The organism is Muricoccus roseus (assembly GCF_900141905.1).
Taxonomy (GTDB): Bacteria; Pseudomonadota; Alphaproteobacteria; order Acetobacterales; family Acetobacteraceae; genus Roseomonas; species Roseomonas rosea.
Genome location: NZ_FQZF01000054.1, coordinates 1 through 16446 on the forward strand (window position 1 = coordinate 1; position 16446 = coordinate 16446).

Consider the following 16446-nt stretch of genomic DNA (forward strand, 5'->3'; position numbering starts at 1 on the left):
CAGATGAATGACCAAAAGGGCGCCAACATCCTCGCCCCTGTCCTGCCCAAGGCCCGCGAGCTGATCGCCGACCGCGGCTACGACAGCAACCCGTTCCGCACCGCTCTCGCCGAGCGCGGCATCGCCGCCTGCATCCCGCCCAAGAAGAACCGCAAGCAGCCCATCCCCTACGACAAGGCGCTCTACCGCCTGCGCCACCGCATCGAGATCGCCTTCGGCCGACCCAAGGACTGGCGACGCATCGCAATCCGCTACGACCGATGCCCCACCACCTTCTTCGGCGCCATCACACTCGCCGCCATCGTCATCTTCTGGCTCGGACAATGAGTCCTGAGCCTAGAAGTTTGGAATCACGGGGCTGGCGGTGCGCCTCGGGTCAACGACCCGAGGCGACTGCAACGGCAGGAAAAGCGCCCTCAACTCGAGACCCCTTCGATCCGGGGCATCCACGGCAGTCCGATGGGGTTCCAAGGGCCTCAGGCCCTTGGCGGGTTGAGGGCGGAGCCCTCACGCCTTCCCGCCTCGGGATCAGTCCGCCTCGAGTTTCAGCTCCCGCGACACGGCGTTCCAGCGGGCGGCGCTCTCCGCCGTCCAGCGCGCCAGATCCGCCTCGGGCACCACCAGCGGATCGACATAGGCGCGCCGCAGCTTCTCCTCGTATTCCGGCGTCCGGCCCTTCGCCATGGCCTGGCGCAGCGCGGCGACGACCGGTGCCGGCGTCGCCTTGTGGACGAAGAGGCCGGTCCAGAGCCCGACGTCGTAGCCGGGCAGCCCCGCCTCGGCGAAGGTCGGGACCTCGGGCAGGGCGGAGGCGCGGCGGGTAGTGGAGGCGGCCAGGGCGCGGAAGGCGCCGGAGCGGATATGCGGGGTGGAGGTGGCCGTGGTGTCGAAGCCGAAATCCACCTCGCCGGCCAGCATCGCCGTCACCAGCGGCGCGGAGCCGCGATAGGGCACATGCGTCGCCTCGATTCCCGCCATCTTGAGGAAGGTGGCGCCGGCGAGGTGGGAGGAGCTGCCGTTGCCCACGGAGCCGAAGAGCAGCGGGCGGCGCTTCGCCTCCGCGATCAGCTCCGTCACGCTGGTGGCCTGCACCCGGCGCGGGACGACGGAGAGGATGTTGGCCACCTCGCCGATGGTCCCCAGCGGCACGAAGTCGCGGGCCGCATCCACGCCGGAGCGCGGGTAGAGCACCGGGTTCACGCCGAGGATGGCGGGGCTGCCGAGGAGGATGGTGTACCCGTCCGGCGCCGCCTGGGCAGCAGCGAGCGCGCCCACGTTGCCGCCGGCGCCGGCCCGGTTCTCCACCACCACCGGCTGGTCCAGGGCGCGGCCCAGGAGCTCGGCGCCCAGGCGGCCGCAGATGTCCATGACGCCGCCGGGGGGGAAGGTGACGATCACCCGCAGCGGGCGGTCGGGCTTCCAGCCCGCCTCCTGGGCGCGGCCGCGGTCCGGCAGCCCCGCCGCGAGGCCCGCCACCGCCATCGCCAGATTGCGCCTGCGCATCCTCTCTCCCTCCTGGGTGTTGTTTTCCGGCCTCCGAATACCTCCCCGGCGCCGGGTGGGACAGGGCGGCCGCCGCTGCCACTCGTCCGGGGCGAGAGGCGGGGCTAGGATAGGGCATGTCCCGTCGCGCAGCCCTTGCCCTCGCCGCGCTCCTGCCGCTGCTCGCTGCCTGCGGGGGCCGCTCGGCGCCGGAGCTGACGGTCGAGGAGGCCTATGCCCGCCTTCCCGAGGAGATCGGCGGCTTCCGCAAGTCCTGGCCCGAGCGGGGCGCGCCCGGCACGGTCATCGCCCGCTACGCCCATCCGAACCGCTCCGCCGCCTCCGTCCATGCCCTCCCCCCGGCCCGCCGAACGGAGGTCCGGGATGGGGAGGAAGACCCCGAGGTGGGGGCCGCGATGGAGACTTTCGCCCGCGGAGTCGCGGTCGAAGCCGCCTCCCGGCGCGAGAACGTGACGCTCCGCCATTTCGGTGCCCGGGCCGCCGAAGCCGGCCCCGCCGCGCGTTGCCTCGACGTCTATCTGCGGGGCGATGCGCCGCGCCGGCAGCTCGGCTGCGCCGCCATGCTGGAGCGCCGGGTCTTCGTCGTGATGATGCTGGCGCCCGAATCCGCCGATCTCCGGCGCGGACTGCGCGACCCCTTGCTGGCGGTTACCATGCGCCTGATCGGCGCCCTGGCCGGCGGTGCGCCCGAAGCGATTCCGGCGGATGCGGACGATCCCATTCCCCCGCCGCCGGCGGCCGCCCCGCCCGCACCGCCTGCGCCCGCCGCACCGCGGCGGCCGCGCCTGCCCACGGTGGGGCCGACCTGGCGGACCTGAGGCGGAAAAGGAGCCCTGGCGGCTCCTCCATTCAACCCTTGCCGCCCTCGCGCGCCCAGATCAGCGCCAGCCCGCCCAGGACCAGCCCATAGACGAGGTTCATCGCCGCCATGGAGACCGGCAGGCCGGGGATCAGGTAGGCCGCCGCGTCGCAGGGCTTGTCGGGCTTCGGCGCGAGGCTGCGCATCAGCTCATCGACGCTCATCGCCACCCCGGCGCTCGGCGCGGCGCAGGAGGGCAAGGGGCTCGGCCACCAGCCCTGCTCCACTCCCAGATGCAGGCCCGCGATCCCGGCGGAAACGAGCACGGCGAGGCCCGCCAGGGCCAGGAGCGCCCGTGAGCGCAGCCCGGCCGCCAGCGCCGCCAGGACGGCCGCCACCCAGTAGGGCCATCGTTGCCAGAGGCAGAGCGCGCAGGGCGCCATGCCCAGGAAGCGCTCCGAGGCGAGCGCCGCCAGCGGCGCGGCCGCGGCGAGAAGGGTGATGAGGCTTGCGTGTTGCCGGGTCGTCATGCGCGCGGCAGGCTGATCCCCGCCCGCCCGGGCGGCAAGAGCCGGCAGTGTATGACGGCGATCCGGCGGGCCAATGACAGGTCCCGGACCGCCGGGAACCAGGAGGAGACCCCATGCGAGCCCCGACCGGAACCACCGTCAGCAAGGCGTCCGACGCAGCCTACGATTCGGGGCTGCGCGGCTTCTTCGCCTATCGCGACCTCGGGGTGCGCGAGGCAACCGGCGGCAGCCATGCGGCGCATGTCATCCGCGCCGTCCCGGGTGAGGGCGCGAAGCCGCAATGGCACACGCATGACCTGGCCTTCCAGCTCGTCCTCGTCCTGCGCGGCTGGGTGCGGTTCGAGTACGAGGATATCGGCGAGGTGCTGCTGGAGCCCGGCGACAGCGTCCTCCAGCCCTCCGGCATCCGCCACCGGGAGGTGGAGCATTCCGAGGACCTGGAGATGCTGGAGGTCACCTCTCCCGCAGCCTTCCACACCGCCCCGGCCGACCCGCCCCCCTCACGCGCCGAGGCCGCGGCCGGCTGACCCCTTCTGGACGACCCCGCCCGGCCATGGCATCCAGGGCCCGGCCAAGGCCTGGGCGGGTGTGGCGGAACGGTAGACGCGGCGGACTCAAAATCCGCTTCTGGCAACAGAGTGCCGGTTCGAAACCGGCCACCCGCACCAATCAGCGCCTCCGCCCTGCCACAGGGTGTTCAAGCCGGGCCTAGCTGGGCCGGTGAAACTGCGTAGGCTCCCACGCCTTCAACACCGCACCTCCAGAAAGCGGCCGGCCCGAAGCTCCTCGATGACCTCACCACCCGCTCGCCGGCCGCAAGCCCGCCCCGGCCGCCCCGTGCGCGCCCTGGCGGCCTGAGCATGCATCCTTTCCTGCCGGAGGGCGGCCATATGGCCGCGCTGATCGATGCGCATGACTGGGCCGCGACCCCGCTCGGGCCGGCCGGAGCCTGGCCCACGGCGCTCAAGACGCTGGCCGGGGTGATGCTCGGCGCCAAGCAGCCCATGTTCATCGTCTGGGGCCCGGCCGAAACGCTGATCTACAACGACGCCTATGCCGAGATCCTTGCGGGCAAGCATCCCTCCGCCCTCGGCCGCCCCTTCCTCGAGGTCTGGGCGGAGATCTCGGCCGACCTGATCCCGATCGTCCGCCAGGCCTATGCCGGCACGCCCGTGCACATGGACGACATCCCCCTCCTCATGCAGCGCCGGGGCTATCCGGAGGAGACGCATTTCGCCTTCTCCTACACGCCCATCCGGGGAAAGGACGGCGCCGTGCAGGGCTTCTTCTGCCCCTGCATGGAAACCACCCAGCAGGTCCTTGCCACGCGCGCCCTGCGGGACAGCGAGGCCCGGGCCCGGCAGATCTTCGACAGCGTCATCGACCACGCCATCATGGCCCTGGATCTGCGGGGCCGGGTGACGGCCTGGAGCGAGGGGGCACGCCGCCTTTTCGGGTGGCGGGAGGAGGAGATGCTCGGCGAGGGGGCTGAGCGCATCCTCACCGCCGAGGACCGCGCAGCCGGCCGCCCCGCGGAAACGATGCGCCAGGCCATGGCCGAGGGCCGTGCGCCGGATGACCGCTGGCACTGCCGCCGCGACGGGGAGGTCTTCTGGGCCACTGGCGCCATGACGCCGCTGCGCGACGACGCCGGAACGCCCATCGGCTATGTGAAGGTCCTGCGCGACCGGACGGAGGAGCGGGAGGCCGCGCGCGCGCTGGCCGAGAGCGAGGCGCATCTGCGCGAACTGGCCGAGGCCTTCCCCGGCTTTCTCTGGACCGCCGCGCCGGATGGGGCGATCACCTATGCCAGCCCCCGCTGGCATGCCTTTTCCGGCTCGCCCCGGGGCCAGGCAGCCGGCACCGGCTGGGCCGATCACGTCCATCCCGAGGACCGCCCCACCGCCCTCGCCCGGTGGGGCGAGGCAATCGCCAACGGCGCGCCCTTCGAAGCGGAGCTCCGGCTCCGGCGGGCCGACGGCGCCTGGTGGTGGTGGCTCGCCCGGGCCATGCCGCTGCGGGACGAGGACGGCGCGCTCCGCCGCTGGGTCGGCGCCTGCACGGAGATCCAGGAGATCGTCCTGGCGCGCGAGACCCTCGCCCGCTCGCGCGAGGAGCTGGAGGTGCTGATCGAGGAGCGCACCCGCGACCGCGACCGGATGTGGCGCCTCTCCTCCGACATCATGCTCGTCGCCGACTTCCAGGCCCGGATCGAGGCGGTGAACCCGGCCTGGACCACCCAGCTCGGCTGGGACCGGGAGGAGCTGATCGGGGGCGACTTCATGCGCCTGGTCCATCCGGACGACGTCGCTCCGACCCTGGCTGAGGTCGCGCGGCTCGAGCAGGGCATCACCACGCTCCGCTTCGAGAACCGCTACCGCCGGAAGGATGGCAGTTACCGCTGGCTCTCCTGGACCGCCGTGCCCGACGAGCGCTTCATCCATGCCGTCGGCCGCGACATCCAGGCCGAGAAGGAGGCGGCCGAGGCGCTGGAGGCCACCGAGGCCGCGCTGCGCCAGGCGCAGAAGATGGAGGCGGTCGGCCAGCTCACCGGCGGCATCGCCCATGACTTCAACAACCTGCTCACCGGGGTCATCGGCAGCCTCGACCTCATGCAGCGCCGCATCTCCGCCGGCCGGGCGAATGAGGTGGAGCGCTTCGTCTCCGCGGCCATCGCCTCGGCCAACCGCGCCGCCGCCCTCACCCACCGCCTCCTCGCCTTCTCCCGCCGCCAGCCGCTGGACCCAAGGCCGGTGGACGCGAACCGCCTCGTGGCCTCGATGGAGGAGCTGCTGCGGCGGACGATCGGGGAGAGCACCCGGCTCGAGATCGTCGCCGCCGGCGGCCTCTGGCCGACGCTTTGCGACCCCCACCAGCTCGAGAGCGCCCTCCTCAACCTCTCCATCAATGCGCGGGATGCCATGCCCGATGGGGGCCGGCTGACCATCGAGACCTGCAACGCCCATCTGGACACCGCCTATGCCGCCCGCGCGCGCGAGGTCCGGCCCGGCCAGTATGTCTGTCTCTGCGTCTCGGATACCGGGGCGGGGATGAGCCGGGAGGTGGCGGAGCGCGCCTTCGAGCCCTTCTTCACGACCAAGCCCATCGGGCAGGGCACCGGCCTCGGCCTCTCCATGGTCTATGGCTTCGCCCGGCAGTCCGACGGCTATGCCAAGATCTATTCCGAGCCCGGACGGGGCACGACCGTGAAGCTCTATCTCCCTCGCTTCTATGGGGAGGGGGCGGAGCCCGAGCCCAGCCAGCCGGCGGTCGATGCCCCGCACCCCACCAGCCGCGGCGAGGTGGTGCTGGTGGTGGAGGACGAGGCCGCCGTGCGGGACCTGGTGGTCGAGGTGCTCTCCGATCTGGGATATCGCGCGCTGGAGGCGGCGGACGGCCCCTCGGGGCTGCGCGTTCTGGAATCCCGCCAGAGGATCGACCTCCTGGTCACCGATGTCGGCCTCCCCGGCCTCAACGGCCGCCAGCTGGCCGACGCCGCCCGGCTGCACCGCCCCGGCCTCAAGGTGCTCTTCATGACCGGCTATGCCGAGAACGCGGCCATCAATGGCGGCTTCCTCGACCCCGGGATGGAGCTGGTCACCAAGCCCTTCGCGATCGACAGCCTCGCCCAGCGCATCCGCGCCATGATCGAACAGGGCGCACCCTAGCCTCCGCCCGGCGCCGGGAAGGCCTCTGCCCGATCACGCGCGCGGGAGGTCCTGCCCTGCCCGGGCGCTGCGGCCCCTGGACTTCGCCCCCCATTCCGGTCCATCACCCGCGCCGATCATCTAAGACCCCGCCACCGCCGGCCCCGTGGCCGCGCCCGGCGCGCCTGAGCAGGAGCCGCCCCATGGCTGCCGAGACCACCCCCACCTTCGACAAGGTGGCCGACATCATCGCCGAGAACAGCGAGGTCGCCCGCGACAGCATCCAGCCGGACAGCCATGTCACGGAAGACCTGGGCATCGACAGCCTGGACTTCCTCGACATCGTCTTCGCGATCGACAAGGCCTTCGGCATCAAAGTGCCGGTGGAGAAGTGGACGCAGGAGGTGAATGCCGGCGACAAGCCCGCGGAGCACTACTTCGTCATGAAGAACCTCGCGGCCCGCATCGACGAGCTGGTCGCCGCCAAGCAGGGCTGAGGCGGCGCGCCGATGCGCCTGGAATACTTCCAGATGATCGACCGGGTGGTCTCCCTCGAGGGCGACGCCATCCGGGTGGAGAGCCGCGTGCCCGAGGCATCGCCGGTCTTCGAGGGGCATTTCCCCGGCCACCCGCTGGTGCCGGGCGTGCTGCTGGTGGAGACCATGGCCCAGGCCAGCGGTTGGCTCATCCTCGGCCGCAACGGCTTCGCGCAGATGCCCTTCCTCATGTCCGTGAAGGAGGCGAAGTTCCGCAGCTTCGTTGGCCCGGATGCGCCGCTGGAGGTGACCGCGAAGGTGACCCATGACGGCTCGGGCTTCACCGTGACCGAAGCGCGGGTGACCAGCGAGGGCAAGCGCATCGCCGACGCCGAGATTCTGCTCCGCTCCATGCCCTTCCCCCATCCCGACCTGGAGGCCGCCATGCGCGCCAACGCCCAGCGCATCGGCCTGCCGGGCTTCGCCGCATGAACCGCAAGCAGGTCGTCATCACCGGCATCGGCCTCGTCTCCGCCCTGGGCGAGGGGCCGGACGCGCATTGGGATGCGCTCTCCGCCGGTGCCTCTCCGGTGGTGGACGAGACGAGCTTCGCCCCGTGGTCGGTGCACCCCCTTCCGGCGCTCAGCCTGGATAAACAGATCCCGAAGAAGGGCGACCAGCGGCAGATGGAGCCCTGGCAGCGCCTGGGCACCTATGCCGCCGGGCTGGCCATCGACGATGCCGGCGCGCGCGACCTCGTGGCCGACATGCACCTGATCGTCGCCGCCGGCGGCGGCGAGCGCGATTTTGCGCTGGACGAGCAGGTGAATGCCGAGCTGGCCCATGCGAACGACCCGGCCCAGGCCGGGGCGCGGCTGAACGAGCTGCTCTCCACCGGGCTGCGCCCGACCCTCTTCCTCGCCCAGCTTTCCAACCTGCTGGCGGGCAACATCTCCATCGTCCATGGCGTCACCGGCTCCTCCCGCACCTTCATGGGGGAGGAGGCGGCCGCGGCCGATGCCGTGCGCATCGCCCATGCGCGCCTGGCCGAGGGCCGGGGCGAGATCGCCCTGGTCGGCGGCGCGCTGACCGCCCAGCGCTGGGACGTGCTGCTGCTCTACCGTGCGGGCGGGGGCGTGTGGGACGGGCCGCACAAGCCGCTCTCCGACCGCCTGGCTTCCGGCGGCGGCATGATCTTCGGCGGCATGTCCGGCTTCCTCGTGCTCGAGACCGAGGAGCATGCGCAGGCCCGTGGCGCGCGCGTGCTCGCCCGGCTCGACGCGGTGGCGACCGATGCCTCCCACCGCGCGGCCCCAGGCGATTCCGCCGCGGCGGCCCGCGCCCTGCTCTCCCGCGTCGCGCCCGAGGGCGTCGATGCCGTGATTTCCGGCGCGACCGGAACCGCCGCCGCCTGGGCGGAGGAGGAGGCCTTCCTGCGGGAGGTGAAGGCCCCCTTCCGCCGCCCAGCCAACCTGATCGGCCATGGCGTCGAAGGGGCCTTCACCGCCCATGTGGCGCTGGCCGCCCTCGCGCTCTCGCGCGGCGGCTTCTACGCGCCGATGGACCCGGCGGACGCGGGCGAGGCCCCTTCGCCCGACCGGATCCTCGTCACCGGCTTCGGCCAGTGGCGGGGCGAGGCCCTGGCGGTCCTCTCCCGACCTTCCTCTTCTCGCAAGGCGGAGAACGCCTGATGCGCGACCATCTCGGCCGCCCGCTGGTCGCCGTCACCGGCATCGGCGCCGTCACCTCCCTCGGCTTCGGCGTGGCCGAGAGTTGGTCCCGCCTCCTCGCGGGCCAGTCCGGCATCCGCCGCATCACCCGCTTCCCGACCGACCACCTGAAGACCACCATCGCCGGCTGCGTGGACCTGCCCGAGGACCGCGCGGGCGAGCCCCTGACGAGCCCGGTGCGGGTGGAGCGCATGGCGGCGGTGGCGATCGAGGAGGCGCTCGCCGAGGCCGCGATCGGCAGCAAGGGAAGCTTCCCCGGCCCGCTCTTCCTCGGCATGCCGCCGGTGGAGGTCGAGTGGCCGCCCCGCTTCGACCTCACCCGCCAGGCCGGCGCGCCGACCTATGCCGCCATGACCGGTGCCGCCCGGAACCGGAAGGACATCTACGAGACCTTCCTCTTCGGTGGCGTGGGTGAGCGGCTTTCCGCCCGCTTCGGCACGCGGGGCGCCCCCATCTCCCTCACCACGGCCTGCGCGACCGGCGCCTCGGCCATCCAGCTCGGGGTCGAGGCGATCCAGCGTGGCGAGTGCGAGGCCTGCATCGCCCTCGGCGCCGATGGCTCGGTCCATGCCGAGGCGCTGATCCGCTTCTCCCTTCTCTCCGCCCTCTCGACGCGCAACGACACGCCCGAGAAGGCCTCCCGCCCCTTCGAGAAGGCGCGGGACGGCTTCGTCATGGCCGAGGGCGCGGCGGCGCTGGTGCTGGAGGATTACGACGCGGCCAGGGCGCGCGGCGCCACCATCATCGGCCTCGTCTCCGGCTGCGGGGAGCGCGCGGACAACTTCCACCGCACGCGCTCCAACCCCGATGGCCGCGCCATCCTCGGCGCCATGAAGAACGCGCTGGCCGATGCGGGGCTGGAGCCCGGGGAGGTCTCCTATGTCAACGCGCATGGCACCGGCACGCCGGAGAACGACAAGATGGAGAACTTCGGCATGCGCGCCATCTTCGGCGAGAACGCGCCGCCGATCTCCTCCAACAAGAGCATGATCGGCCACACGCTCTCGGCCGCCGGCGCGCTGGAGGCGGTGTTCTCCCTGCTGGCCATCCGGGACCAGCGCCTGCCGCCCACCATCAATTACGACGAGCCCGATCCGAGCATCACGCTCGACGTCGTGCCGAATGTCGCGCGGGACGCCTCCGTGCGGCACGTCCTGTCCAACTCCTTCGGCTTCGGCGGCCAGAATGTCTGCCTCGTGCTCTCAGGAGAGCCCGCCTGATGCGTGCCCTTCGCCTTCATGGCGACCGTGACCTTCGCCTGGAGGACATCCTCGAGCCGCCGCCGCCCGCGCCGGGCGAGGTGCGGATGCGGATGCATGCCGTCGCGCTGAACCACATCGATGTCTGGGGCTGGCGCGGCATGGCCTTCACGCAGCGCAAGCTGCCGATCTGCGTGGGCGCCGAGGCGGTCGGCGAGATCGTCGCCCTCGGCGAGGGCGTGCAGGGCTGGAAGGTCGGTGACCGCGTCGCCCCCTATGGTGCACAGACCTGCGGCCACTGCCGCGCCTGCGTGGAGGGGCGCGACAACCTCTGTGAGAACGTGGCGGGTGTGAAGGGCTTCCACCTCGATGGCTTCGCGGCCGAGTATGTGAACCAGCAGGCCCGCCTGCTCGTCCGCGTGCCGGACGGGGTGAGCAGCAACGACGCCGCCTGCGCCGCCATCACCTTCTCCACCGTCGAGCACATGCTGTTCGACAATGCGCGGCTGCAGCCGGGCGAGACCATCCTCGTCCATGCCGCCGGCTCCGGCATCGGCACGGTGGCGATCAAGGAGGCCAAGGCGCTCGGCTGCACCGTCATCGCCACCGCCGGCGACGACGAGAAGTGCGAGAAGGCGAAGGCGCTCGGGGCCGACCACGTCATCAACTACAACGAGAAGAACTTCGCCTCCATCGCCCGGCGCCTGACGAACAAGGTGGGCGTGGACGTGGTGTTCGAGCATGTCGGGGCCAGCACCTGGTCCGGCTCGCTCCTCGCGCTGCGGATGGGCGGGCGGCTCGTCACCTGCGGCTCCACCTCCGGCGTCTCGGCCGAGACGAACCTGATGATGATCTTCCAGCGCCAGCTCCGCATCTTCGGCAGCTTCGGCGCCTCGATGCGCAACGTGGCGGATGGGCTCGCCAAGATGGCGGCGGGGATGACACCGGTGCTGGACCGCGTGATCCCCCTGGAGAACTTCGCCGAGGGGCTGGACCGGCTGGAGAGCCGCCGGGTGTTCGGCAAGATCGTGGTCACGCTCTAGCCATGCCGGGGGCCGCAGACGCCGCGCTGGCGGCCCTCACCAGCCTTGGCTTCGCCATTCCGCGTGCCCTCGGCCCGGCTCTCGGCCCGCGCTTCGGTGCCGCGCTGGCGCGCCGCCTGGGGCCCCTCACCTCCTCCCACCGGATCGCGATGGAGAACATCGCGGCCGCCTTCCCCGAGAAGGACGCCGCCTGGCACCGCCGCATCGCGGACGAGGCCTGGGATAATCTCGGCCGCGTCGCCTTCGAATACGGCCATATGGAGCGGATCTGGGACCTCACGGAGGACCGGGACCCGCATGGCCGCATCGAGGTGGATGACGCCACCTTCGCCCGCTTCGGGGAGCTGCGGGAGGCCGGCGGGCCGGTGCTGGTCTTCGCCGCGCATCTCGCCAACTGGGAGCTGCCGGCCATCGCCGCCGCGAAGCACGGGCTGGACGCGGCGGTGCTCTACCGCACGCCCAACAGCCGCCCGATCGCGGACCACATCCTGAAGCTGCGCAAGGGGTTGATGGGCGAGCTGATCCCGGCCGGGCTGATGGCGCCCACCAAGCTCGCCAAGGCGCTGCAGCGCGGGGCGGTGGTGGGCATGGTGGTGGACCAGCGCTTCGGTCGCGGGCCGCGGATCGACTTCCTCGGCCGCCCGGCCCAGGCGAACCCGCTACTCGCCAACCTGGCCCGCCGCTTCGACTGCCCGGTGCGCGGCGCGCGCGCCATCCGCCTGCCCGGCGGCCGCTTCCGGCTGGAGCTGACCGCCCCGATCCCCATGCCGCGGGACGCCGAGGGGCTGATCGACGTGCCGGCAGCGACCCAGGCGGTGAACGACGTGATCGCCGGCTGGGTTCGGGAGCATCCGGGCCAGTGGCTCTGGATGCATCGCCGCTGGCGTTAGGGACGCCCCTGCCCGGCCGCGGGGCCTATCCCGGCGCCAAGGGCCAGAAGAAGGCGATCAGCGGCACGCCGACGATCACCACAAGGACCGAAAGCGGCAGCCCCAGCCGCGCATAATCCCCGAAACGGTAGCCGCCCGGCCCCATCACCAGGGTATTGCACTGGTGCCCGATGGGCGTGAGGAAGTCGCTCGCCGCGCCGAGGGCCACCGCCATCAGGAAGGGATCGGGGTTCAGCCCGAGCTTGCCGGCCAGGGTCGCCGCGATCGGTCCCATCACCAGCACCGTCGCGGCGTTGTTCAGGAAGGGGGTGACGGCCATGGCCAGCACCATGGTGACCGCCAGCGCCGCCAGGGCGGGCAGCCCTTCCACCGCGCCGGTCAGCCAGCCTGCCAGCAGGTCGGTGCCGCCCGTGCGCTGGATGGCGCCGCTGACCGGGATGAGCGCGGCTAGGAGCACCACAACGGGCCAGTCGACCGCCTCATAGGCTTCCCGCGTGGTCATGACTCGGAAGACGAACAGGGCCACCACCGCGCCGAAGAAGGCCACGCCGACCGGCAGCAGCCCCGCGGCCACCAGCGCCATGGCCCCGGCCAGCACCGCAAGGGGAATCCAGGAGCGCCGCCCCTGCCCCAGCGCCATGCCGCGTTCGGCCAGCGGCAGCACGCGCAGCTCGCCCAGGTTGTCCGGCATGGTCGCAGCCAGCCCGCGCAGCAGCACCACGTCGCCCGCCCGCAGGCGGATCTGGGACAGCTTGTCGCGGATGCGCTGCTCCCCCCGGCGGCTGACCGCCAGGAGGGAGACGCCATGCCGGCTGCGGAGGGTCAGAGCGGCGGGGGTGCGGCCGACCAGCGGGCTCTCGCCGGTCACCACGCCCTCCACCACGCGCATGTCGTCCTCATCCGTCTCGGGATTGTCCGGCACCGCCTCCTCGCCAGCGAGCACCAGCCCGGCGGCGGCCACCAGCCGTTCCAGCTCCGCCGGCTCCCCACGCAACATCAGCCCCTCGCCGGAAGCGAGGGTGCGGTCCGGCGCGGGCACCTCGGACGCGCGGGCGACGGGATAGGGTGCCTGGGCCCGTTCCTGCGCGCCGGCGAGCTCCGTCGCCTTGGCCGGGAGGATGGCGGAGACCCTCACCTCTCCCTCGGACCGCGCTTCGAGCTCCGCCACGGTCATGCCGATCGCCTCGCCCTCCTCGGGCACCCGGGCCTCGAGTGTGTATTGGCCGATCGTGAAGGCTGCATCCATGGAGGCGGCGCCGCGCCGCCCGCCTGGCAGCAGCCGCCACCCCACCGCGAGGAAGAGCAGCGCGACGGCGCAGATGCCCAGGCCCACGGGGGTGTAGTCGAACATGCGGAAAGGCTCGCCCGTCAGTTCCTGCCGCACACGGGACATGATGATATTCGGCGCGGTGCCCACCAGCGTCACGACGCCGCCCACCATGGCGGCGAAGGACATCGGCATGAGCAGCGCGGCGGGGGAGGTGCCGGTGCGGCGGGCCAGCTGCATCGCGACGGGCATGAGGATGGCCAGCGCACCCACGTTCTTGGTGACCATGGCCAGCAGCATGGTGGCGCCGGCCAGCACCGGCACCTGAATCGCCACCGAGCGCAGCCGGGGCGTGACCGGCCGCATGATCGTCTCCACCGCGCCGGAGCGGGCCACGGCATGGCTGATCACCAGGGCGGCGGCGACGATCACCACCACATCGTCGGCGAAGCCCTCGAAGGCATGTTCCACGGGCACGATGCCCAGGAACACCCCGGCCAGCAGCGCCCCCAGCGCCACCGCGTCATAGGCGAAGCGCCCCCACAGAAAAAGGGCGATGGTCGCCCCCATCAGGCCGAAGGCCAGCCCCTGGTCCAGTGTCATGAACTCGTCGTTGCGCCACCCGGAGCCCGGGCGTTCCCCTTCCGCCGGCCCCGATCGACCGCGTCGGCTGGAGAACCCGGCAGGGATGATGCGGGTTGCGGCGGAAGGAACGCGCCGGGCTACGAACCGCCGCCCTGTTCCCGCAGCATGCGGATGATGCCTCCGAATTTCTAAACCGCCTAAACCGCTGAAGGCGCGAACTAAATCCTCTCGCCAGAGCCGCTTAGTACCCGGTTCTGTGCCCGGTGCTGAGAAAATTCCGGCCCTGAAGCGCCGCTCCGCTCTACGGGCGAGGCGCCATAGTAGACCATGTTCAGCGGGGGTCGGAAGAACTGGATGTAGCGCTGCTCCATAACGTTCAGTCGGCGCTTCGGAACTGGTATCCAATGCCAACGGTCGAACGCTTTAGAGTACCGGTGGTGCGCTACCCTAGCGTGGACATTTACTGACTGGCCAATGTAGACGATCCGCTCCTCCTTGATGAGAAAGTAGATTCCGGGCGCGCCGTAAGGCACCGCCTGCGCAAGGATCTGCTCCTCGTTCAGGAGGGCAAAGGGGTTGGGCCTTGGTGGGCCGAACATCGCTGGCTTCGGTAGTTTCGGATCGGGAGGGGGCATGGGCGCGATCTGCCGCCCATTCGCCGCCACCCAGTCGGCCACCTCACAATGAACCCACCGCATCGTCCGGCTCGAGAGCATCCGGGCGGACGGGAACGCTCCTTTCATCATCGCTCGGCGGATTGAGGTGCGGTCCCAGCCAGTCATCGCCTCGACCTCCTCGATGCGGATGAACCTGTTACTGCGCTCGGGGACGGCCACGTCGCCGCTGCGCTGGCGCACCCGGCCGTGGATCTTCCTTGACATTCGCCCTATCTGCTCCCGCTGGCCGAGTGAATGAGGCACGCGCTCCAAGTTCCTTCTGCTGATCCACCCATGCGGCGACTTCCGACGCGACCCAGCGCGTCGCGCGCGGCCCCAGCAGCACCGCACGCGGAAAGCGGTCCTCCGCCTGCCATTTGTAAATCGTGGATGCGGAGAGGCCGGTCGTCTCTATCACCTGATCCAGCCGTAGCAGCCGGTCCATCGTCACCATCGGTGCCGCTGGCACGAATCGGCTCGGATCACCCATCGCGCTCATCCGGCGTCACCCTCCTCCCATCGCGCGGCCAGCTCGGCACGCGCTGCCAATCCCGCCTCGGTGGCGGCCCAGCCGTCCAGCATCTCCATCGCCAGGCGCAGGGCGCGCATGCGGCGGAGATCCGCCAGGCCCGGGCGCCACTCCCCGGTGCGCTCGCTGCGCTGGCGCGGCGTTCCGTCCGGCCGGAGCCAGAGCAGGGTCTTGTGGTCCGTCCGGGTCAGTCCGGAAGGAAGCGCGGCCGCGCCGGCGGCGCCGAGCGGCCGGTAGACCGTCACCTTCCGCAGCCCCATCGCGGCGAGGATCCGGTCGGTGAAGTTCCGCCGCCCGCCCGCCACCTCCGAGATGAAGCTGGCCGCCACGCCGACCCGGCGCGCGAAGGCCTCCTGCGATCCCGCGGCCGCGATGGCGGCGCGCAGGCGGGGGCCGAGGTCGGCTTCCTGCAGGTCTTCAGCCATGGTGCCCGCCCTCCTCATCGCCCTGCGCCACACCATCCGCAGAGGCGGGCGCGGGCGGGGTGGTGAGGGCGGCACAGACGAACGCGCTGACAATGCGGTTCAGCGAATTGAAGTTGATGGCTGGGACCATCTGGTGGCCAATGTGGCGGTCCCGCGAGATGCCCTTCAGTGGCGCGGTGCGGTCATCAAACTGCGCCGACGCCACGGCCTCGATAAGCTGCTGCGGGGCAATCTCGCCATACGAAGGCATGTAATCCCACCGCAGGTCCTTCGGCACCACCACGCTCGCGCCCTCCGCGCCTTGCACGCGGGCGGGCGGCGTCTGCTGGGCGCGGAGGGCGGTCAGGCGTTCCAGCACCTTCATGAAGAAGTACCGGCAGATGGCATTGCTGTTGTATTCGAGCGTGCTGACACGCTGAATTTCGGCCTCGTAGGCGGCGATGAGGTCTGCACGGTTGATCGCCTCCCCCTCACCGCCGGGCGCCGTGGGGGTCGCAGGGGCGGCGGCCTCCAACGCGAGAAGGACGCGGAACACCTCACCGCGCATCGCCTCGGCGCCCGGCTGGTTGATGCCGCTGATCCCGTGAACCGCGTTCCACACATCGCGCGTAGTCACCACCACGCCCGCCTCACCCTTCGCGTTGTCGGTCATGCGCCGAACTCCTTCCGCGCCATGGCGATGGCGGCATTGATCTGGGCAGCGCGGGCATGGCTGCCGCCGTTGTCGGGGTGAGCCGTACGGATGAGGCGCTTCCAGGTCTCTTCCGCCTCAGCCAGGCTGCTGGGGTTCTCCAGCACGGCGCGCCAGTCGTCGGGCACCATGGGCGCGGGCAGCGCCATGTAGCCGGTTGTTGATTTGCACTGAGAGCTGACCCTGTAGGAGCCGAAGTTTTCGCTGAGAAATGACCCGTGTCTGTTCACCTCCCCGGCCGGATGGCCGGGGTTATCGGAGTGATCGACATGGAGTTGTTGAGCGTGATCCGCCGGTGGCACCACCGGGACCGCATCCCGATCCGCGAGATCGAGCGGCGGACGGGCCTGTCGCGGAACACGATCCGCAAGTACCTGCGGTCGGATGCCGTGGAGGTGCGGTTCAAGGTCCCCCAGCGCCCGAGCCGCCTGGACCCGTTCGCCGACAAGCTGTCGGAGTGGCTGAGGGTGGAGGCG

Annotated in this window: 18 protein-coding genes, 1 tRNA gene and 1 pseudogene; 12 read left to right on the forward strand and 8 right to left on the reverse strand. The window is 71.3% G+C overall.

The window, feature by feature from the left end; translation table 11 throughout:
• Positions 1-327: IS5/IS1182 family transposase (locus BUB97_RS24415; RefSeq protein WP_073140280.1), on the forward strand; the 327-nt coding region annotated here is incomplete at its 5' end.
• 201 nt (positions 328-528) lie between these two features.
• On the opposite strand, the gene BUB97_RS24420 is transcribed toward BUB97_RS24415, so the two are convergent.
• A complete protein-coding gene (locus BUB97_RS24420; protein WP_073140283.1) occupies positions 529-1503 on the reverse strand; it encodes a Bug family tripartite tricarboxylate transporter substrate binding protein in 975 nt (324 codons plus the stop codon).
• Positions 1504-1619: 116 nt separating this feature from the next.
• Between BUB97_RS24420 and BUB97_RS24425 the strand changes: the two genes are divergently transcribed.
• Positions 1620-2321: a hypothetical protein gene (locus BUB97_RS24425; protein ID WP_073140286.1), complete on the forward strand. Its 702-nt coding sequence runs from the start codon at positions 1620-1622 to the stop codon at positions 2319-2321.
• Between the two features lie 31 nt (positions 2322-2352).
• On the opposite strand, the gene BUB97_RS24430 is transcribed toward BUB97_RS24425, so the two are convergent.
• Positions 2353-2832 (reverse strand): disulfide bond formation protein B, encoded by a 480-nt coding sequence (locus tag BUB97_RS24430; RefSeq protein WP_073140289.1) that lies wholly within the window; start codon positions 2830-2832, stop codon positions 2353-2355.
• A gap of 113 nt (positions 2833-2945) precedes the next feature.
• Here BUB97_RS24430 and BUB97_RS24435 point away from each other — a divergent pair, with 113 nt between their 5' ends.
• The 9 genes from BUB97_RS24435 (at position 2946) to BUB97_RS24475 (ending at position 11817) form a co-directional block, all read left to right on the forward strand.
• Positions 2946-3359 carry a cupin domain-containing protein gene (locus BUB97_RS24435; protein ID WP_073140292.1) on the forward strand — a complete coding sequence of 138 codons (414 nt, stop codon included), beginning with the start codon at positions 2946-2948 and terminating at the stop codon, positions 3357-3359.
• Positions 3360-3414: 55 nt separating this feature from the next.
• A tRNA-Leu gene (locus BUB97_RS24440) sits at positions 3415-3500 on the forward strand.
• Between the two features lie 192 nt (positions 3501-3692).
• Positions 3693-6500 (forward strand): hybrid sensor histidine kinase/response regulator, encoded by a 2808-nt coding sequence (locus BUB97_RS24445; protein WP_073140295.1) that lies wholly within the window; start codon positions 3693-3695, stop codon positions 6498-6500.
• Between the two features lie 182 nt (positions 6501-6682).
• Complete coding sequence (locus BUB97_RS24450; RefSeq protein WP_073140298.1) at positions 6683-6976, forward strand: acyl carrier protein; 294 nt, start codon at positions 6683-6685, stop codon at positions 6974-6976.
• A 12-nt stretch (positions 6977-6988) separates the two neighbouring features.
• A complete protein-coding gene (locus tag BUB97_RS24455) occupies positions 6989-7447 on the forward strand; it encodes a 3-hydroxyacyl-ACP dehydratase FabZ family protein (RefSeq protein WP_073140301.1) in 459 nt (152 codons plus the stop codon).
• Positions 7444-8646, forward strand: a complete 1203-nt coding sequence (locus BUB97_RS24460; protein ID WP_073140303.1) for a beta-ketoacyl-ACP synthase — start codon at positions 7444-7446, stop codon at positions 8644-8646. The genes BUB97_RS24455 and BUB97_RS24460 overlap by 4 nt, the downstream gene beginning before the upstream one ends.
• Complete coding sequence (locus BUB97_RS24465; protein WP_073140305.1) at positions 8646-9905, forward strand: beta-ketoacyl-ACP synthase; 1260 nt, start codon at positions 8646-8648, stop codon at positions 9903-9905. Before BUB97_RS24460 ends, BUB97_RS24465 begins: the two co-directional genes overlap by 1 nt.
• On the forward strand, positions 9905-10927 hold the full coding sequence (locus BUB97_RS24470) for a zinc-binding dehydrogenase (RefSeq protein WP_073140308.1): 1023 nt from the start codon (positions 9905-9907) through the stop codon (positions 10925-10927). Before BUB97_RS24465 ends, BUB97_RS24470 begins: the two co-directional genes overlap by 1 nt.
• Positions 10928-10929: 2 nt before the next feature.
• Positions 10930-11817 carry a lipid A biosynthesis lauroyl acyltransferase gene (locus BUB97_RS24475; protein ID WP_073140310.1) on the forward strand — a complete coding sequence of 296 codons (888 nt, stop codon included), beginning with the start codon at positions 10930-10932 and terminating at the stop codon, positions 11815-11817.
• Positions 11818-11842: 25 nt separating this feature from the next.
• On the opposite strand, the gene BUB97_RS24480 is transcribed toward BUB97_RS24475, so the two are convergent.
• From BUB97_RS24480 to BUB97_RS24505, 6 genes are all read right to left on the reverse strand, one after another.
• Positions 11843-13687, reverse strand: coding sequence for an SLC13 family permease (locus BUB97_RS24480; protein ID WP_073140313.1), 1845 nt, complete (start codon positions 13685-13687; stop codon positions 11843-11845).
• Positions 13688-13887: 200 nt separating this feature from the next.
• Positions 13888-14550, reverse strand: coding sequence for an AlpA family phage regulatory protein (locus tag BUB97_RS24485; protein ID WP_086062539.1), 663 nt, complete (start codon positions 14548-14550; stop codon positions 13888-13890).
• The gene (locus BUB97_RS24490; protein ID WP_073140318.1) at positions 14483-14824 is read right to left on the reverse strand and encodes an AlpA family phage regulatory protein; all 342 of its coding nucleotides are present in this window, start codon (positions 14822-14824) and stop codon (positions 14483-14485) included. Before BUB97_RS24490 ends, BUB97_RS24485 begins: the two co-directional genes overlap by 68 nt.
• Positions 14821-15279 (reverse strand): helix-turn-helix domain-containing protein, encoded by a 459-nt coding sequence (locus BUB97_RS26470; protein WP_073140321.1) that lies wholly within the window; start codon positions 15277-15279, stop codon positions 14821-14823. Before BUB97_RS26470 ends, BUB97_RS24490 begins: the two co-directional genes overlap by 4 nt.
• Positions 15272-15931, reverse strand: a complete 660-nt coding sequence (locus BUB97_RS24500) for a hypothetical protein (RefSeq protein WP_073140324.1) — start codon at positions 15929-15931, stop codon at positions 15272-15274. The genes BUB97_RS26470 and BUB97_RS24500 overlap by 8 nt, the downstream gene beginning before the upstream one ends.
• Positions 15928-16119, reverse strand: coding sequence for a J domain-containing protein (locus tag BUB97_RS24505; RefSeq protein ID WP_073140327.1), 192 nt, complete (start codon positions 16117-16119; stop codon positions 15928-15930). Before BUB97_RS24505 ends, BUB97_RS24500 begins: the two co-directional genes overlap by 4 nt.
• A gap of 120 nt (positions 16120-16239) precedes the next feature.
• Here BUB97_RS24505 and BUB97_RS24510 point away from each other — a divergent pair.
• Positions 16240-16446 (forward strand): annotated as a pseudogene (locus BUB97_RS24510) (IS21 family transposase); the annotation flags it as partial.

Coding starts and splice junctions, on each gene's coding strand:
- BUB97_RS24445 (WP_073140295.1), top strand. CDS start 3,693: ATGCATCCTTTCCTGCCGGAGGGCGGCCATATGGCCGCGCTGATCGAT.
- BUB97_RS24480 (WP_073140313.1), bottom strand. CDS start 13,687: ATGACACTGGACCAGGGGCTGGCCTTCGGCCTGATGGGGGCGACCATC.
- BUB97_RS24460 (WP_073140303.1), top strand. CDS start 7,444: ATGAACCGCAAGCAGGTCGTCATCACCGGCATCGGCCTCGTCTCCGCC.
- BUB97_RS24420 (WP_073140283.1), bottom strand. CDS start 1,503: ATGCGCAGGCGCAATCTGGCGATGGCGGTGGCGGGCCTCGCGGCGGGG.
- BUB97_RS24470 (WP_073140308.1), top strand. CDS start 9,905: ATGCGTGCCCTTCGCCTTCATGGCGACCGTGACCTTCGCCTGGAGGAC.
- BUB97_RS26470 (WP_073140321.1), bottom strand. CDS start 15,279: ATGGCTGAAGACCTGCAGGAAGCCGACCTCGGCCCCCGCCTGCGCGCC.
- BUB97_RS24490 (WP_073140318.1), bottom strand. CDS start 14,824: ATGAGCGCGATGGGTGATCCGAGCCGATTCGTGCCAGCGGCACCGATG.
- BUB97_RS24435 (WP_073140292.1), top strand. CDS start 2,946: ATGCGAGCCCCGACCGGAACCACCGTCAGCAAGGCGTCCGACGCAGCC.
- BUB97_RS24500 (WP_073140324.1), bottom strand. CDS start 15,931: ATGACCGACAACGCGAAGGGTGAGGCGGGCGTGGTGGTGACTACGCGC.
- BUB97_RS24475 (WP_073140310.1), top strand. CDS start 10,930: ATGCCGGGGGCCGCAGACGCCGCGCTGGCGGCCCTCACCAGCCTTGGC.
- BUB97_RS24505 (WP_073140327.1), bottom strand. CDS start 16,119: ATGGCGCTGCCCGCGCCCATGGTGCCCGACGACTGGCGCGCCGTGCTG.
- BUB97_RS24455 (WP_073140301.1), top strand. CDS start 6,989: ATGCGCCTGGAATACTTCCAGATGATCGACCGGGTGGTCTCCCTCGAG.
- BUB97_RS24465 (WP_073140305.1), top strand. CDS start 8,646: ATGCGCGACCATCTCGGCCGCCCGCTGGTCGCCGTCACCGGCATCGGC.
- BUB97_RS24450 (WP_073140298.1), top strand. CDS start 6,683: ATGGCTGCCGAGACCACCCCCACCTTCGACAAGGTGGCCGACATCATC.
- BUB97_RS24430 (WP_073140289.1), bottom strand. CDS start 2,832: ATGACGACCCGGCAACACGCAAGCCTCATCACCCTTCTCGCCGCGGCC.
- BUB97_RS24485 (WP_086062539.1), bottom strand. CDS start 14,550: ATGTCAAGGAAGATCCACGGCCGGGTGCGCCAGCGCAGCGGCGACGTG.
- BUB97_RS24425 (WP_073140286.1), top strand. CDS start 1,620: ATGTCCCGTCGCGCAGCCCTTGCCCTCGCCGCGCTCCTGCCGCTGCTC.